Source organism: Brooklawnia cerclae (assembly GCF_011758645.1).
Lineage (GTDB): Bacteria > Actinomycetota > Actinomycetes > Propionibacteriales > Propionibacteriaceae > Brooklawnia > Brooklawnia cerclae.
This window is the reverse complement of record NZ_JAAMOZ010000006.1, coordinates 12,846-30,324: the sequence shown is the minus strand read 5'-3', so window position 1 is coordinate 30,324 and position 17,479 is coordinate 12,846. Positions and strand designations below refer to the sequence as shown.

17 protein-coding genes are annotated in these 17,479 nt (G+C 67.6%); 7 read left to right on the top strand and 10 right to left on the bottom strand.

Annotated features, from left to right (window positions below; translation table 11 throughout):
- The first annotated feature begins 193 nt into the window (after positions 1–193).
- Entirely contained in the window at positions 194–985 is a 792-nt protein-coding gene (locus tag FB473_RS17470; RefSeq protein WP_167172144.1) for a hypothetical protein, read from the top strand.
- Between the two features lie 45 nt (positions 986–1,030).
- On the opposite strand, the gene FB473_RS17465 is transcribed toward FB473_RS17470, so the two are convergent.
- From FB473_RS17465 to dnaA, 10 genes are all read right to left on the bottom strand, one after another.
- On the bottom strand, positions 1,031–1,615 hold the full coding sequence (locus FB473_RS17465; RefSeq protein ID WP_167172141.1) for a hypothetical protein: 585 nt from the start codon (positions 1,613–1,615) through the stop codon (positions 1,031–1,033).
- The gene (locus tag FB473_RS17460; RefSeq protein ID WP_167172138.1) at positions 1,612–3,588 is read right to left on the bottom strand and encodes a hypothetical protein; all 1,977 of its coding nucleotides are present in this window, start codon (positions 3,586–3,588) and stop codon (positions 1,612–1,614) included. Before FB473_RS17460 ends, FB473_RS17465 begins: the two co-directional genes overlap by 4 nt.
- A gap of 27 nt (positions 3,589–3,615) precedes the next feature.
- Positions 3,616–4,317: a hypothetical protein gene (locus tag FB473_RS17455; RefSeq protein WP_167172134.1), complete on the bottom strand. Its 702-nt coding sequence runs from the start codon at positions 4,315–4,317 to the stop codon at positions 3,616–3,618.
- Positions 4,318–4,378: 61 nt separating this feature from the next.
- Positions 4,379–5,008: a DciA family protein gene (locus FB473_RS17450; protein ID WP_167172130.1), complete on the bottom strand. Its 630-nt coding sequence runs from the start codon at positions 5,006–5,008 to the stop codon at positions 4,379–4,381.
- The gene (gene recF / locus FB473_RS17445; protein ID WP_167172126.1) at positions 5,005–6,138 is read right to left on the bottom strand and encodes a DNA replication/repair protein RecF; all 1,134 of its coding nucleotides are present in this window, start codon (positions 6,136–6,138) and stop codon (positions 5,005–5,007) included. The genes FB473_RS17450 and recF overlap by 4 nt, the downstream gene beginning before the upstream one ends.
- 248 nt (positions 6,139–6,386) lie before the next feature.
- A complete protein-coding gene (locus FB473_RS17440; protein ID WP_167172123.1) occupies positions 6,387–6,923 on the bottom strand; it encodes a C39 family peptidase in 537 nt (178 codons plus the stop codon).
- Positions 6,924–7,119: 196 nt separating this feature from the next.
- Positions 7,120–8,280 (bottom strand): DNA polymerase III subunit beta, encoded by a 1,161-nt coding sequence (dnaN, locus tag FB473_RS17435; protein ID WP_167172120.1) that lies wholly within the window; start codon positions 8,278–8,280, stop codon positions 7,120–7,122.
- A gap of 192 nt (positions 8,281–8,472) precedes the next feature.
- Entirely contained in the window at positions 8,473–11,034 is a 2,562-nt protein-coding gene (locus FB473_RS17430; protein WP_167172117.1) for an ABC transporter permease, read from the bottom strand.
- A 1-nt stretch (position 11,035) separates the two neighbouring features.
- Entirely contained in the window at positions 11,036–11,839 is an 804-nt protein-coding gene (locus FB473_RS17425) for an ABC transporter ATP-binding protein (protein ID WP_208390913.1), read from the bottom strand.
- 520 nt (positions 11,840–12,359) lie between these two features.
- Positions 12,360–13,838 carry a chromosomal replication initiator protein DnaA gene (gene dnaA, locus FB473_RS17420; protein WP_376837164.1) on the bottom strand — a complete coding sequence of 493 codons (1,479 nt, stop codon included), beginning with the start codon at positions 13,836–13,838 and terminating at the stop codon, positions 12,360–12,362.
- Positions 13,839–14,290: 452 nt separating this feature from the next.
- Here dnaA and rpmH point away from each other — a divergent pair, with 452 nt between their 5' ends.
- From rpmH to rsmG, 6 genes are all read left to right on the top strand, one after another.
- Entirely contained in the window at positions 14,291–14,428 is a 138-nt protein-coding gene (gene rpmH / locus FB473_RS17415; protein ID WP_167172108.1) for a 50S ribosomal protein L34, read from the top strand.
- A 2-nt stretch (positions 14,429–14,430) separates the two neighbouring features.
- Positions 14,431–14,793 carry a ribonuclease P protein component gene (rnpA, locus tag FB473_RS17410; protein ID WP_167172105.1) on the top strand — a complete coding sequence of 121 codons (363 nt, stop codon included), beginning with the start codon at positions 14,431–14,433 and terminating at the stop codon, positions 14,791–14,793.
- Positions 14,763–15,134 (top strand): membrane protein insertion efficiency factor YidD, encoded by a 372-nt coding sequence (yidD, locus tag FB473_RS17405; RefSeq protein ID WP_167172102.1) that lies wholly within the window; start codon positions 14,763–14,765, stop codon positions 15,132–15,134. The genes rnpA and yidD overlap by 31 nt, the downstream gene beginning before the upstream one ends.
- Complete coding sequence (gene yidC, locus FB473_RS17400; protein ID WP_167172098.1) at positions 15,134–16,228, top strand: membrane protein insertase YidC; 1,095 nt, start codon at positions 15,134–15,136, stop codon at positions 16,226–16,228. Before yidD ends, yidC begins: the two co-directional genes overlap by 1 nt.
- A gap of 91 nt (positions 16,229–16,319) precedes the next feature.
- Entirely contained in the window at positions 16,320–16,829 is a 510-nt protein-coding gene (locus FB473_RS17395; protein WP_167172095.1) for a Jag family protein, read from the top strand.
- Complete coding sequence (gene rsmG / locus FB473_RS17390) at positions 16,830–17,441, top strand: 16S rRNA (guanine(527)-N(7))-methyltransferase RsmG (RefSeq protein ID WP_167172092.1); 612 nt, start codon at positions 16,830–16,832, stop codon at positions 17,439–17,441.
- Positions 17,442–17,479: the final 38 nt, after the last annotated feature.

The following is a 17,479-nucleotide window of genomic DNA, read 5'->3' as shown; positions in this document are numbered from 1 at the left end:
AGTGGCATTACCCCCTGATCGCGTGGCCGTTCGTCCCCATGAATGCCCCTGGACGGCCCCAGACGGTACCTTCCGCGCCTTCGGAAGCCCTCGCGTTGGTCCCATACTCGGGCGGGGGGCGCCGAGCGGCCTGTGAGCCGCCCTGGCGTGCCGGCGAGGGATGGGTGACCGGGTGCGTCCCTAGGATTGCGCCATGAGTCATGCCGGATCCCACCGGTCGTTCGACGGCACCGCGCACGCCGCCGGTGAATCCGGCCCTGCCGGGGTCCCACGACGCGCGTGGGAAGCGCCCCAGAGCTGGGCGCCGCCCGTCGATCCCCGGCCCCCGGCGCAGTGGGCTCCGCCGCAGGGCTGGGCGCCGGCAACCACCACCCCCCAGCGCGTCCGGCGCCGCGTGCCGACCGCCGTCAAGGCACTCGTCGTCGGAGCTGTCGTGCTCGTCCTGGCGATCGCGACCGTCTACATCGTGGGGGGCTTCGAGCAAAGGCAGACATACGCGGACAGGGCGGTGGGCGAGGTGCTCTCCCTCGGGCCGATGGACGTCACACTCGACGAGGCCGTCACCTTCGACGACTACGGCTCCCCCGCGATAGAGGTACGGGCGACATGCGTCTCGACGCTGGACACGACCTCGTCCGGGGTGGAATACGCCCTCACCAACGGGGGAGCGCTCGCCGGAGTGTCCACGGCGAGCGGCCTGGCGATCAGCGAAGGCGTCCGGCTGCAGTTCGGCGTGCACACCATCGTGACCACCGCGGTGCGAGAGGTGCTCGCCCCCGGCCTGCAGCCGATGCCGTGCGTGCTGCGCTTCGACATGCCCGCGGGAACGGTCGTCCCGGACGAGGTCACGGTGGTCCTGGCGATCCTGGAGTGGACCGAGGAGAACAACGTCAAGAACGGCGAGGACGTCTCCCGCACCTGGAACCCGAGCCACGACGGCGTACGCGTCCACCTTCCGGTGGAGCACCTGACCGAGCGGCCCTGAACCGCCGAGAGGTGATTCCATCCCGCGGGAGGTGGTCGTTCGGGCTCAGTCGGGCTCGCTGAGCAGTGGTGCACCGAACCGCTCGGCGTTCGTCGGCAGGAGCCCGACCAGGCCGCCGACCATCGACTCGGGCACCTCGAACACCGGGTAGACCTGCTGACTGGGCGCCGATTCGCCGTCGTCGGAGTCGTCCGTCCGGCAGGTGCCGGGACGAAGCTCGTCGTACACGTCGCTCGATCGCTCCCAGGTGAGGTGATCGGCATCGACGAGGGAGAACAAGCAGACCGTGGCCCCGGATTCGCCCTCCAGGTAGACGTAGCCGTCGACCTGCACCGTGTAGCGCAGGAACACCGCCCCCTCGTCGGCGGGAACCGGCGCGGTGCCGATTCCCGGAACCTCGTCGAGTTGCTCCCGGGCCAGCACCGTGTACGAGATGCCGTAACGGTCGGTCCACGTCGCCCCGGGACGCTGGGTCACATAGCGCATCGGGAACAGGTCGCGGGCGGTGAACAGGCAGAAGGCGACGGCCAGCGCGACCACCAGGCAGGCCGGTACCCACCACACCCCTGCTCCCGGGGGCGGCGTCGTCCGCCGCGCCCGCGGCACGGCTGTGGCCACCGGCATGCTCACGCGATCACCTCCGTCTCCTGATCGATCACCTGGATGATGCCGCCGGCGGCGGCCAATTCGGCCGCCCGTGCTTCGTCGAGGCCGAGATCGAAGTCGAGAACGGGCTCGTAGGCCAGGTAGAAGCTTCGGGGCTTGCAGCGCAGATGCAGGCCAGCCAGCCCGTCGGCGGACCGCTCGAAGACGAGGGTCTGGGTGGTGCGGAACCCCACCTGCGGGGTCAGGACGCCGTCGTTGAGCACCGCATCCACCGCACTTCCGCCGCCCTCGGGCGCCCACAACGAGCAGGTGATCGAGTTCACCGAGCGATCCCGGCTCTGGGTCTGGAGATCGATCGCGACGAACACGTCGGACGAGACCATGCTCGGCTGCGCCGTGCCGTTGCGCACAAGACTCCGACCCCCATGGACGGCGGCGATCCACACGTCCTGACCCTTGGCGATCGCGCCGACCCCTCCGGAGACGACCGGAATCAGGTCCTCGTCGGACGAGGACGCGGTGAACTGGCTGATTCCGCCGGACACGAGGAGGCTCACCGCGGTCAGGACGACGGTCGGCAGGAGGCGGCGCACCCGTCGTCCCCCGCCCGCGGGAACGACGGCACGGATCGCGCCGGGGGAGTTCGCGGCGATGCGGGTCTCGTCCTCATCCCGTTCGGCGTTCGCACGCAGCGTCCAGGTCATGGCCACCGCCAGCAGGCACAGCCGGACGGGTTCACCGATCATGCCGCCCACCAGGTCGACCGGCGGCATGATCCGGAACCAGACGTTGAACTGCTGTCCGCCGATCACCGCGCGAGCCAGCATCAGCGTCGCCGGCTGGATCGCCTGCGCGACGGCGTAGAGCACGACGTAGGAACCGAGGAACGGCAGTCCCACGCGCAGCACATGCCGGAGCGACTGGACGAAGGGGACGATGCGGTCCTCGAGATCGCCCACGAACACCTCGAAGAACTCCAGGACCACCGCCCGGCTGCCCTCGCTGGCGTGCAGGCCACGGCTCTCCAGGGCCGTGATCCGTCGGTTCATACGCGCCAGCGGCCCGGTACTCACGCGCACCTGTGGCCCGGCGGACCCCCGCTCGCGTCCCTGCTCCCACAGGTCTGCGACCGACAGCGTGTACGTGCCGAACACCAGGCCCGCCACCGCCAGCCACAGCAAGGGGGCCATGATGCCGTCCATCACCAGGGGCCACACCGACCCGCTGAAGAACTCCCACGCCGACGCGATGATCCGCGGCACCGCCAGATGCCAGGACGCCAGCCACGCCATGATCGCCGCCCCGGCGGTCATGATCCAGCCGTAGAACTCCCGGGCGCGAAGCCAGTCACCGAGATCGCCGATGATGACGGACCCGCCGAACACCAGCGTGACCGAGAAGAAACCCTCGACCAGGGCCCCGACGATCCCGAAGACGGCCCGCCCAGTGCGATCCGCGAGGGTCTCCAACCCCCGCCTGGCCAGGAAGGCGATGATCAGCACCCCGCCCATCACGAGCCGCTCCTGTGGGGTGTCCGGCTCGAGGATTCCCGTGGCCGCCTGCGGATCGAGCAAGGCGGAGCTGTGGAGCGCCCCGTAGATGAACAGGTCGTAGGTCGCCGAGTCGATGCCGCCGAACACCGAGTAGACCCCGACAAAGGGCAGCAACGAGACACTGACGACGCGGAGCAGCGGTTCGTCACGGCCGATACGTGCGGCAGCCGGTGGGAGCCGCTCCCACAGACCGGCCGGTTCACCGGCGACCCGGATGCCAACGATGATCCCGGCCAGGTGCGCGACCAGGCCCGAACTGAAGATCATCACCGACAGCCAGGGATGGCTCTCCTGCAGCGGGCCGGTGACGACCAGGGCCACCTGGTAGAGCAGCCATCCACCGACCCACGCGGCGAGGATCTGGGGGACGGCGACCCGCCACGTGTGCCAGGTCTGGCCGATCAGCACGGTGGTGTACCGCCACCAGCCGTATGCGCCGTACATCAGGACGCCACCATCATGAGGGCCCGGTCACCGCTGCTCGAGCCCGGCGACCGTGCGCGCCAGCATCTGCTCGGCCATGTCGAGGGCGGTGAGCGTCGTCTCCTCGGACAGGTGAGAGGTCCCCACCCGGACGAGCTGGGTGTAGGTGATGCCGTCGGTTGTGCGGACGACGACGTCGAGCCGGTAGCGCTGCGGACCGTCCGAGCTGTCGACCGGCTCGGCCCGGCAGGTGAACGCCTCCACGAGTTGCGCCTCCAGGGCCGGGTCACCGACAGGTATGGGTTCGACGGAAGCGGGGCTTCCCGCCTGTGTGAGGGCTTCCTGCAGTGCCGAGGCGCACAACGCCGCGGCGCCGACACCGGGGACGACGGTGAGCGACTGCACCACCATGTGCACCGAGGCCGCGGTGTTCTCGAGCCTCAGGTACGGCCCACCTGCCGGTGACGTGCCCTGACCGGTGAGGGCCCAGCCATCCGTGGTGGGCACCCACGCGACCACGTGGCTGCCCAGTTCGACCGCCTGCCATCCCTCGTCGCCGCTCGCCGGGGTCGAACTCGCGCCCGGACGGATGATGTTGGGCGCCGAGGCATCCACCGACGGGACCACCTCGCCGATCGCCCCCGGGCTGGCCTCGAGACCGCACGCACTCAGCAGGGACATGGCGGCCACGGCACACGCGAGCCCGGCGACCGGGCGGGTGCGGCGAGCACCCGTGTTCGTGGCTGCCATGCAGCAATTGTGGCCGGTGGCGGGGTCAGGGACGCACGGTGCCCATCCGCCGCCTTGTCGATCACCCGTAGGTGTCGCGCGGCCCGCGACCGTCCCGCACCGACAGGCGGCCGTGTTTCCAGCTCGGGGCGGCCGGCCCGTGCACCTCGACACGGGTCACCGACCCGTCACCCAGCTCGTGGTTGAGCTTGGCGAGCAGTTGAGGAGCCATGTGCCGCAGGGCCGTTGCCCAGGCCGTCGACTCGGCACGGACGAGCAGCACGCCGTCCCTGAACGCCTCGGGCTGGGTGTGTTCGGCGATCGTTGGGCCGACCAGCGTCGACCACGCGGTGAGCAGCTGACGCAGGCCGAGCTGTGTCTGCCAGCCCTTGCGTTCGACGAGCCTGCCGAACGCCCTGCCCAGGGGCTGCGGGTCGCGGCTGTCGGGTCCCGACCCCGAACGCTGCTCGGTGTCGTCCCAACTTCGGCGCCTGCGCCGTGGGCGGACGCCGCGCGGGGCGGGCAGGATGCCCGCGACGTCGTGGGCGATACGAGTGGCCACATCGAGTCCGAGGGGATCGTGATCGGACGGTTCGACGATCGGCGGGAACTGTTCGGCCTCGACCCCGTCCGATGGCTCCCGGGGGGCTGCGCTTTCCCGTGGTACGCCCTCTTCGAAGCCGGGGGCGGGTTCCGGCCCCCGCCCGGTCATGCCGCGTCCCCCTGTTCGGAACTGATCGTCCCGGCATGGACGACGAAGCGTGCCCCCGAGAGCTCGGCCGGCACGTCGGTGGGCACGGCGGCGGTCACCAGCACCTGCTCGGCCCGTGCCACGGCCTGGGCGAGACGATCGCGGCGGGTGGCGTCCAACTCGGCGAACACGTCGTCCAGGATGAGCACGGCCTCGATCCCGTCGGCGTGCAACAGCTCGAAGGCGCCGAGCCGCAACGCGAGAGCCAGCGACCATGATTCCCCGTGGCTCGCGTAGCCCCGGGCGGGTAGGTCGCCGATCGTGAGCTCGACGTCGTCGCGGTGAGGGCCGACCAGCGTGAGCCCACGGGCGAGCTCCTCACGCCTGCGGTCACCGAGCGCGGAGGTGAATGCCTCCCCCAGCTCGCCGGCGTCGTCCGGCAGGGGGAAGGACGAGCGGTAGGACGCGTCGGCGCGATTGTTGACCGGTGCGATGGCCGCGTACGCCTCGCGCGCCGGCTCGCGAAGATCGGTGAGTGTGTCGAGCCGGGCCGCGAGCAATTCTGACCCGAACGCGACCAGCTGCGCGTCCCAGACCTCGAGGGTGAACAGGTCGTCGGTGCCCGGACGACTCCCGACGAGCGACTTCAGCAACGCGTTGCGCTGCTTCAGCACCTTGTCGTAGTCCTGTTTGACGCCGAGCATGCGCGGCCATCGGCTGATCACCAGCTCGTCGAGGAACGTGCGGCGAGCCATCGGGTCGCCCTTGACGACCGAAAGATCCTCCGGCGAGAACACGACGGTACGAAGGGCTCCCAGCAGGTCGTGGGTGCGTGGCAGGACACCGCGGTTGATCCGCGCACGGTTGGCGCGCCCCGGATTGATCTCCAGTTCCAGCAGCAGCCGACGCGGGTCGTGCGCCCCGGCCATGATCTCGGCACGGACGACGGCCTGCTGCGTCCCGACCTGCACGAGCGGCGCATCGGAGGCCACCCGATGCGAACCGAGCGTGGAGATGTACTCGACGGCCTCGACGAGGTTGGTCTTGCCCTGCCCGTTCGCCCCCTGGAAGATCGTCACGCCCGGTTCGAGCGCAATGTCGACCGCCGAGTAGTTGCGGAACTGGTGCAGCTCCAGGCGGGTGACGAACATGGCGCCAGCCTACCGACGGGGCCGGGAGACGGCGCCTCCGAGCGACTGTCGATCCCTCCGCCGCACTGTGTCGGCAGGTGTCTGAGCGGATCGGAGATGACGACATCTTCGCGACCGCCGGGCAGGCGGGCAGGCGGGCATCAAATTGTTCAGGTTCGATGAAGATCCTGCTAGCGTTCCCGATCCGAATGCTCTCGACACTGCCAACCGCAAACTTGTCAACGCGTCGGACCGACCATGCCGGGAAGTCACTGCAAAGAAACGATTGGGGAGGGGGATGAAGAGGTTCCGCCGGTCACGATGATAGCGAGGTGGTTGTATTCCGAGGAAGCTGAGGCGTCATGCCACCGGCTGACGAATTCATCACGAGGGATGCGTCCGATGGATGCCAACAAAGCGGGATCCTCGAAGTAGATGTTCTCGTTGTCGTACCCAATTGCCACGACATAGTGCCCGTCGTCGGCGTCGTCCTCCCATTGGGCGGTATTCGTTGCATCCCTCCACGCCTGAATGTCAACGATGACGGGCTCGGTCTGGTCAATGTGACTCTCAAGGTCAGTGAGGGTTTCATTGTTCTTCACCTCGACAGACAGAGAGGTGTTCTTCTCGTTGTTGACCTTCATAACGGCTTTTTCTATTCCTTCGGGCGATGTGCCCAAATCAGGATCGGATTCGGCATAGCTGGCGAGTGTACCTTCGCGATATTCCAAGCCGTAGTAGAATAGGACCGCCTGCAGAGACGCAACCCCGCACGTGTAGTCGGTGGACTGTCGCACGTCGGGCACATTGAGAACTTTAACGTTACCGATCCCGGGCTGGTTGATTGTGCGCCAGGAACCCTAATATGCCACACTCTCTCCGGATTGCGAACAGCTGGATACGCTCAAGGTCAGGCCCACGCAACCGAGGAGAGCCGCACCTGTAACAATGTGACGACGCATTATGATCCTGTCTCGTTAGTTTGAAACGGTGGATCAGGGCTCAGTTGGGCAGCCTCATCAGCATGATGACGTGCTTGTAGTCGCTGATCGGGTCACCGTCGATCTCGGCCAGGCCCTGAACCAGACAGGGCTTGCCCGCGGCGGTGAAGGAGAAGTGCACATAAGGAGCGTCGACCGCCGCGAGCGCGTCCGACAGGTAGTGCGGGTTGAACCCCGCCGCTGTCAACGCCAGCTCGCCACCGGCCACGTTCTCGACCTCGGCCGCCACGGCCTCGGACGCCTGCGCCTGGTCGCCGGTGGCCGCCTCCAGCGCGATCTGATCGTCCTGGATGAGCATGCGCAGCGGCGTGTTGCGCTCGGCGACCAGCGCGACGCGCTTCACCGACGCGACGATGTCCTCGGTCTTGCAGCGCACGACGACCGTCGCCTTGATGTCCATGAGATGCCGTACCCGCGGGAACTCCCCGCTGAGCAGGCGAGTGGTCAGTTGTCGGACCCCACCGGGCCCCTCACCCTCGAGGCCGATGAGACCCTCACTGGTATCGGTGTTCGACAGGGCCAGGGTCACGGTCTCGCCCGCAGCCATCGACCGCGCCGCCTCCGACAGGACGCGGGCCGGCACCAACGCCGCGCCGGCCGCGTTGTTCTCGGCCGGACGCCACGGCAGTTCCTTGAGGGCCATGCGGTAGCGGTCGGTGGCCAGCAGCGAGAGGGTCTCGCCGTCGATCTCCAACCGGACGCCTGTGAAGACGGGCAGCAACTCGTCGCGTCCGGCCGCGACCACGACCTGGTTGACCGCCAGGGAGAATTCCTCGGAGCCCACCTGCCCGGTCGACTGGGGCATGTCGGGCAGGGTCGGGTAATCGGCGACCGGCAGCATCTGCAACGTGAACCGTGCCGAACCACAGACGAGCTCGGCGCGGGTCGAGTCGCTGGTGAGGTCGACGGGACGGTTCGGCAGACTGCGCGCGATCTCGGCGAGCAGCCGCCCCGACACCAGGGCCTCGCCCTCGTCGATGACCTGCGCCTGCACGGAGACCTGGGCGCTGGTCTCGTAGTCGAAGCTGCTCATCGTCACGCCTCCGGCGTCGGCCCTGATCAGCAGGCCGGCCAGAATCGGGACGCTGGGTCGGCTCGGTAGGCTGCGGGCCGCCCAGGCCACGGCTTCGGCCATCACATCGCGTTCCATGCGAATCTTCACGGTGCATTCCTCACGTCGTCCCAGGTGCTGGGCCGACCCACCACGGCTCCGTCACCTTGTCAGCACATCATGGCTCTGGCACTGACATCGCGACGAACCGACCGCACGGGCCGGACCCTACAGTCCTGAGCGCATCATATCCACAAGCCAGTGGCGCGAGGCCAGCAACGCCCCGACGCCACCGGCCAGTGATCATTCGTGGGCTATGGCGTCCAGGATCTTCAGACCGGCCGCGCGTTGGGCCGGCCACACTGCCGCGAGGATGCCGACCACGACGGAAGCCGCCAGGAACGCCACCAATCGTGACATCGGTATGACCAGGGAAGTCAGACCGGAATCCGCCAACACCCGCTGCAGAGCCGTGCCGAAGATCAGCCCGAGGATCATGCCGAGTGTGGCACCGAGCACGGCTATCGAGACCGACTCGAGTGTCACCATCAACCGGATCTGGCCTCGCTTCATGCCGACCGCGCGCAACAGGCCGAGCTCCCGGGTCCGCTCGATGGTCGACAGCACCAGCGTGTTGATGATGCCGAGCACCGCGATGACGATGGCCAGGGCGAGCAGGGCGTAGACCATGTTCAGCATGGAGTCGATCTGCGCCGTCTGCTGGTCGACGTATTCCTCCTTGTCGAGCACCGTCACGGTCGGGAACTCGGCGACGGCGTCGTCCAGGCCTTCGTGAACCGTGGCTCGATCGGCACCGGGGTCCATCTCGATCGCCATGTCCGAGATGGTGTCGGCCATGCCGAGACTCTCCATGGTCTGGACGTTGGTGTTGATGCTCCCGAACCCGATTCCGTCCGGGGTGGAGAAGACACCGACGATGTCGAACGTCACGGACTGGCCGGTGGCGAGGTTCGGTATCTCCAGGGAGTCCCCGACGCCCAGGGAGTCCTCGTCGGCCATGTCCTGGGTGATGATCGCCTCGTCGACTGCCGTGGTGAACATGCGGCCGTCCACGATCTCTTGCGCGGCCAGCCGATTGAAGTCCTCGGGCGCGTACCCCAGGATCGACACATAGCCGCCGTCCTCGGTCTGGGTGTACCCCTCCCGGACCACTGTCACATGGCTCACACCCGGCACATCGGCCGCAAGATCGGCGACCTTGCTCGGGATGCCGTCGTAACCCACCGACGAGATCTGGAAGTCGGAGCGCACGCCGTCACGGACGACGCGTTCCATCGACTCGGACGCCGAGGAGCCGAGCACCGACAGCGCGGTGACCAGCGCCAGCCCGATCATCAGGGCCGACGCCGTCGCCGCCGTGCGGCGGGGCTGCCGGACGGTGTTCAGGTCGGCCAGCTTCCCGGTCTGATGGAACAGGACGCGGAACAGGCGTCCCAGCAGCCACGTCAGGGGGCGTCCGATCAGGGGCGCGAGGCCTGCGACCCCGACGAGCATGAGCACGGCCCCCACGCCGACGACGTAGGCCTGGTTCTCCTCCAGCACCTCGGTGCCGACGACGATCGCACCCAGCCCGATCACCGTGAGGACGACCGCGACCACCTCGGCCTTGCCGAACCGTGTGGTCTGCTGCTGCAGCTGGCCCGTCATCGCCGCGACCGGGGGAATGCGGCCCGCCCGCCGGCTTGGCAGCCAGGCGGAGACCATCGTGACGCTGACGCCGACCACCATGGCCGCGACGACCGCCGCGATGCTGGGAATCGGGCGGGTGCCCGACATGTCCATCCCGTAGGCACTCATCGCCGCGGAGATACCCCACGCGAGCAGGGCACCCACCACGATCCCGAGAAGCGAGCCGGCCAGCCCGATGACGAACGCCTCGAAGAGCACCGATCGTCCCACCTGACGCCTGCTCGCCCCCAGAGCCCGGAAGAGTGCGAGCTCACGCCCCCGCTGGGCCACGAGGATCGAGAAGGTGTTCGCGATCAGGAAGACGGCGACGACCAACCCGATCCCCGCGAAGACGAGGAGGAAGGTGTTGATGAAGCCCATGGCGGTCTGGATGTACCCGGCGACCTGGTCGGCCACCACCTGACCGTCCGTGGCTGCGTATCCGTCCGGCAGGACGGCATCGACGGCCTCGGCGACCGCGGCGCGATCGGCTCCCTCGTCGACGGTCACCCAACCCTGCTGGAAGCCGTCCTGACCGTCCAGGAACAGCCGCTGCGCCTCTGCGGTCGTGAAGAACGTGTACTGGGCACCGATCGTTCCCCCGGAGCCCCAGGTGGCCGTCCCGACGACCGTCTTGGTGATGATCCCCTGCTCGGTGGCCAGCTCGACCTCGTCGCCGAGGCTCAGCCCCAGACCGTCGAAGGTCACCGGATCGATCGCGACCTCGTCGTCCGCCGAAGGTGCGCTGCCCGATTTCAGGACGATACCGGGCTGGTGCCCGAACGCGGGGGCGTCCAACCACGTGGACCCGATGCTCGGAGCCCCGCCGGTCGTGGTGACGTGCCCACTGGCGTCCAGGGGGTAGACGCCCATGGTCGAGATGACGCCCTCGGCCGACTCGACCCCGTCGACGGCGCGGACGGCATCGAGATCTGCCTCCGTCAACGGCGCGGGCTGCGCCGTGGTGCCCACCGTCGTCTCCGTGTCGTAGGTGCCCTCCGGCGAGATGTCGACGTCAGCGATCGTCCCACGCGTGATCGAGTCGAAGGACTGCTGGATCATCCCGGTGAACGTGAGCGCCCCGACCATGAAGGCGATACCGAGGACGACGGCCAGGATGCTGAGGATGAACCTCGCCGGATGACCGAGTACCGATTTCCATGCGGCCTTCCACATGTCAGGCCTCACTCCCGGCCGCGCGCTGGGCGTGGTGGGTGTGGGAGTCGAGGCGCGCGATCTGCTGCAGGACCGCGTCGCGGGTGGGGTTCGCGATCTCGTCGACGATGCGCCCGTCGGCGAGGAACAGCGCGCGGTCGGCATAGCTCGCGGCGACCGGGTCGTGAGTGACCATCACGATGGTCTGGCCCAGTTCGTCGACACTGCGGCGCAGGAATCCCAGGACCTCCGTGCCGGAAGCCGAGTCCAGGTTGCCCGTGGGCTCGTCGGCGAAGATGATCTCGGGACGGCTGAGCAACGCCCGGGCGCAGGCGACCCGCTGCTGCTGCCCGCCCGAGAGCTGGTTCGGCTTGTGGGCCAGCCTGTCGACCAGTCCGACCGTGCGGATGATCGTGTCGAACCACTCCGGATCGGGCTTGCGTCCGGCGATGGCCAGCGGCAGCTCGATGTTCTCCCGCGCCGTAAGAGTGGGGACGAGGTTGAACGCCTGGAAGATGAATCCGATGCGGTCGCGCCGCAACTGCGTGAGGTTGTTGTCGTTGAGGCGCCCGATCTCCGTGTCGCCGATGAAGACGCGTCCCGCGGTCGGGGAGTCGAGACCGGCGGTGCAGTGCATGAGGGTGGACTTGCCCGAACCCGACGGGCCCATGACAGCGGTGAACTGCCCCTTGCGGAAGTCGACGCTCACCTGGTCCAGCGCGACCACCTGCGCGTCCCCGCGGCCGTAGACCTTGGTGAGCTGCTCAGTGTGCGCTGCGGAGATCGTCGAGTCGGGTGCTGGAGCGGGTGGAGTGGTGGTCGACATCGCGGCCCTTTCTGTTGTCGTTCGTCCGAACGTCATACGCCTCAATCAAACTAGGTGCCCCGTGGTCGTACCAGACCTGTGTTGTCCCCCTGTTACACCCTGAACGTGGTGCCGGGGTCGCTCAGGGATTCCGGGACGAGCTTTCCCCAGGTCCTACTTCGACGAATCTGGATGTATGTCTCCTCAGTAGTCGTAGTAACTGCTGTGGATCCTGTTGAAGACCACGATATTCCCTTGTGAAATCGGCGATTCGTGGTATGGACGACGTGTGGACGGACTGTGGGAACCGACCGGTCGCCTGTGGATCGGCCCGGGTGTGTGGATGCCTGCCCACATGTCGTCCCAAGGCCGGCGGCGTGTCGTCAACAGAAGGGAGCCTGTCGTCCACAGACGGTCCCCATGGTCGGCGGCGGCTCGTCCACAGGGCTGTGGATCGTCCCGGCGGGGTCTGCGGCGAATTTTAGGCACGCAAAAAGCCCGGACGTCCGTCGGGCGTCCGAGCCATCGGATGGTGGTTGTGTCAGCCGCGGGTGTTCTTGATGCGGTTGGTGAGCTCGGTGACCTGGTTGTAGACGCTGCGCCGTTCGCGCATCAACTGGCGGATCTTCCGGTCGGCGTGCATGACCGTGGTGTGGTCCTTGCCGCCGAACTCGTGCCCGATCTTCGGCAGCGAGAGGTCCGTGAGCTCGCGGCACAGATACATGGCGATCTGGCGGGCCGTGACCAGCGTCTGGGTCCGGGAGGTGCCGATGAGGTCGTCCACCTCGATGCCGAAGTACGCCGCGGTCTCCGAGATGATCATCGTCACGTTGACCTCGGCCTCGCCGTCGACGGGGATGAGGTCCTTGAGAACGACCTCGGCCAGGCTCATGTCGACGTCCTGCCTGTTGAGCGAGGCGAACGCCGTCACCCGCAGCAGCGCACCCTCGAGCTCCCGGATGTTCTTCTGGATGCGCGAGGCGATGAACTCGAGCACGTCGGGTGGGACGAGCAGTCGCTCGGCCGATGCCTTCCGCTTGAGGATCGCGATGCGCGTCTCGAGGTCGGGGGGCTGGATGTCGGTGATCAGGCCCCACTCGAACCGGCTGCGCAGACGGGGCTCCAGTGCCTCCAGTGCCTTCGGCGGACGATCAGAGGTCATCACGATCTGTTTCTGGGCGTTGTGCAGCGTGTTGAACGTGTGGAAGAACTCCTCCTGCGTCTGGATCTTCGACTCCAGGAACTGGATGTCGTCGATGAGCAGGACGTCCACGTCGCGATACGTACGGCGGAACTCGTTCGTCCGGTTCTCGGAGATCGCGTTGATGAAGTCGTTCGTGAGTTCTTCGGTGCTCACATACTTGACCTTGACGTTCTGGTAGTAGTCGCGCACGTAGTGGCCCAGGGCATGCAACAGGTGGGTCTTGCCCAGCCCCGACTCCCCGTAGATCATCAGCGGGTTGTAGGCCTTGCCCGGGGCCTCGGCGACCGCGACCGCCGCGGCATGGGCGAACCTGTTGGAACTGCCGATGACGAAGTTGTCGAACGTGTACTTCGGGTTGAGGCGGTCCTCGAGCGTCCTGTCACCCGGTGTGGGTGCCTGCGGGGGCTGGACCACCGGCGTCGTGCCGTCGGGACGCAACGGGCTCACGGGAGCGTCCGGACGGCGGATCAGTTCGGTGGGGGCGACCTCCGGCTCGGCCGGCTGCTCCGCCGGGCCCAGACTCAACTCAGGGTTGTTCAGTTCGAGGTCGGGCTCGATGGTGATGGCGAGCCTCATGGATCTGTGGAAGAAGTCGGAGAGGACCGACTCGATGTCGCTGCGCAGGCGGGTCTCGATGCGTTCGCGGGTGAACTCGTTGGGGACCGCGATCATGACCGTCGACTCGTGCACGGTCAGCGGATGACTCGACCTCAGCCACGCACGCCCACCGGCGTCGGCCCTCGAGAGCACGTGCCGCCACGCCTGTGCCAGAGCGTCGGGGCTCGCCTGGTCTGGATGGTTAGACACCGCAGTCACTCACTCTCTTCGGCTCGCGAGGTTCATCGCATGCGTAGATCCCAGCATGGCCGGGTTTTCCACGACGCATGGCACTTTTACACACGTTTGTCCACAGAGTGAGGGGGACAGACCGGCGTGTTGGGGGTTCACCAGCCTGTGGATAACTCATGGGTACAAGCCGTAGACGCTAGACCTCGCCGCTGCGGGGACGCAACATGGGCGTGTCGGTTCCGAGCCCGGTCCGGCGTGTCGACTGGACGGGGACCTCCGGGCCTGTCGAGCGGGACTTTTGCTGTACCAAATGGCGTGAAGTACTATTGATGAGCCGTTGCCCGCAGGCGCTGGACGACGCGCAGGCGTCCGTGATCGGTGCAGGGCCACGGGTCGGCTGCGACTTCCCGTGTGGACGACGGCCCACGGATCTGCTTCCACCCGAAGCATGCCACATCTACAAGCGACGGAGTCCTCCCTTGAGCAAGCGCACGTACCAGCCGAGCAACCGTCGGCGTTCCCGCACCCACGGCTTCCGCGCCCGCATGAGCTCCCGCGCCGGCCGCGCCATTCTGTCGGCCCGTCGGCGCAAGGGCCGCGCGGAGCTGTCGGCCTGAGCGTGCTGCCTGCCTCTGCGCGGATGCGGTCGTCGGCTGCCTTCGATCAGGCTGTCCGGGGTGGTGTGCGCTGCGGTCGTCCGACGGTGGTTGTGCATGCTCGCGTGACAGCCGGTGAGAACGGGGCGAAGGCCCCGGCACAGGTGGGTTTCATCGTCTCGAAGAAGGTAGGCAACGCTGTGACCCGCAACCGCGTGAAGCGCAGGCTGCGTCACCTCGTCCGGGCCGAGTTGCCCGGCACCGCCGACGGGGCACTCGTGGTCGTCAGGGCCTTGCCCGCGTCCGCGACCGAGCCCACACGCCTGGCAGCCGATCTGTCGGCGGCATGGCACTCATGTCTGGGTCGCTTGGCGGTGGGCCGGTGAAGTACCTGCTGATCGGTTTCGTCAAGGCGTGGCGGGCAGTCATCTCGCCGTTGTACGGCGACGTGTGCAAGTACTATCCGAGTTGTTCGGCCTACGGGCTGGAGGCGCTGAGGCTGCACGGTGCGGTTCGTGGCTCATGGCTGACCGTGCGGCGCATCCTGAGGTGCCATCCCTGGGCCGACGGAGGTTTCGACCCGGTGCCCGGGTCGGCGATGGCGGCAGCGATGGCCGCCGATCCCGAGTGGTTCCGGCATGGCGAGGACGCCGGGCCGGACGACGACCGTTCGACCACGCGGCAGGCCGTACTGGCCGCGCATGACACCAGTGAGGTGACCCCTTGATGGAAGTGGATCCGTTCTGGCTCCTCAACATCTGGCAAGACTTCGGCAATATCGGCAACGCCATCATGCAGCCGCTGTACTGGGCTGTGTCGGGCATCATCGTGTTGGCCCACCGGCTGTGGTCGCCGCTGTTCGGCGCGGCCTCGGGGGTCACATGGAGCCTGTCCATCGTCACGCTGACGATCGCGATCAGGCTGGTCATGATGCCGCTGTACGCCAAGCAGCTGAACTCCTCCCGGGCGATGCAGGCACTCCAGCCGAAGATCGCGGCCCTGCAGGAGAAGTACGGCGCCGACCGTGAGCGTCTCGGCCAGGAGACGATGAAGCTCTACAAGGACGAGGGCGTGAGCCCGACCGCGAGCTGTCTTCCCCTGCTGATCCAGTTGCCGATCTTCTGGTCGCTGTTCCAGGTGCTGAACGCCGCGGCCCGGGGGACCGCGAAGGGCACCTTCTTCATCAACAACCCCGACCTGGTTCAGTCGCTGAGCCACGCGACCGCGTTCGGGGCACAGTTGTCGGGCACCTTCCTCCCGCTGACCAGCGGTTTCGGAGCGACCCAGATCCTCGCGCTGGTGCTGATCATCCTGATGACCGTACTGCTGTTCTTCCAGCAGTTGCACATGATGCGGCGCAACATGCCTCCGACGGCTCTCGAGGGCCCGATGGGCCAGCAGCAGAAGATGATGCTGTACATGATGCCGCTGATGTACGTGTTCGGCGGCTTGGGGATGCCGATCGGCGTGCTCGTCTACTGGATGGCGAGCAACCTGTGGTCGCTCGCGCAGCAGTACTTCATCATCCGCAGTTACCCGACGCCCGGCACCCCCGCCTACGTCGAGTGGGAGGACCGGATGGTTGCCAGGGGCAAGGACCCGCACGCGATCGAGAGGGCCCGTGCCGACAAGGCTCGCAAGCGTCCCGCCGGGTCGAGCGCGACTCGAACGCCCGTGAAGGTGGACGAGAACGGCCGGCCGGCGGTCGCCCGCCAGGGTGTGAACCGGCAGACCGTGCGCACCAACGGCAGCGAACGACCGGTCGTTCAGCGCCAGCAGGTGCAGCGGGAGTCGCGCGCGTCCCGCAAGAAGGGCAAGTAAGGCCGAGGCGGCCGCGTCGCGAGCGGTGACGGGCGCCCGCGGTGTGCATACTTTGGACGTGGCCCGCGTCCATGACCCAGGAGAACATGCAATGGACACTGACGAGCGGACTCCGGACGCGCAGAACGCGCCCGAGCAGGCCGGGACGAGCGCCCTCGACACCGAGGGTGACATCGCCGCGGACTACCTCGAGGAGCTTCTCGAGATCGCGGATCTGGACGGCGACATCGACATCTACACCGAGGGGGATCGTCCCCACGTGTCGATCGTCACCGACAGCGACGTCCTCGTCGGCCGCGACGGCGAGGTGCTCGAGGCCCTGCAGGAGCTCGCCCGGCTCGCCGTCATGACCGAGACCGGAAAACGGAGCCGGCTCATGCTCGACGTGGCTGGTTTCCGTGAGAAGCGTCGTGTCGAGTTGCAGGGGCTGGCGACCGACGCGATCCTCGAGGTGCAGCAGACCGGGGAGCCCGCGCGGCTGACCCCGATGAACCCCTTCGAGCGCAAGATCGTCCACGACATCGTGGCCGCGTCCGGCCTGACCAGTGAGTCGGAGGGCGAGGAACCGAACCGGCGTGTGGTGATCCGGAAAGCGGATTGAGTGAAAGCTCCGGCCGTCGGTGCCGAGGTCTTCGGCACCTCAGTGGATGTGGTCTCCCGCTACGTCGCGATCCTGGGGACGCGGGGGATCGAGTGTGGTCTGCTCGGCCCCAGGGAGGGCGAACGGCTGTGGGAACGGCACGTCCTGAACTCGGCGGTGCTGGCCACGATGGTGCCTCAGGGGGTCAGTGTCGTGGACGTCGGCAGCGGCGCTGGACTGCCGGGCATCCCGCTGGCGATCCTGCGGCCCGACCTGCGAATCGTCCTGCTCGAACCGCTTCTCCGCCGGTACACGTTCCTCGTCGACGTCGTGGGGGAACTGGGGCTGGCTGATCGGGTGAGCGTCGTGCGGGGACGGGCCGAAGACCTGGACGATCGCTTCGACGTCGTGGTGGCCAGGGCGGTCGCGCCGCTCGACCGCTTGGTGGGCTGGACGAAGGACCTGTTCGGCCCCGACGGCTGCCTGCTCGCGTTGAAAGGCGGGTCGGCCCACGACGAGGTGGAGCAAGCACGCCCCAAGCTCAAGAAACTCGGCCTGGTCGCCGAGGTCCACGAGGCCTCGGCCGCGCCCGGGCTCGAACCGACGACCGTCGTGCGTGTGAGCCGCGGTTAGCAGGTGGCGGTCGCCGCGGCCCGGTCGTGTGTCGATGC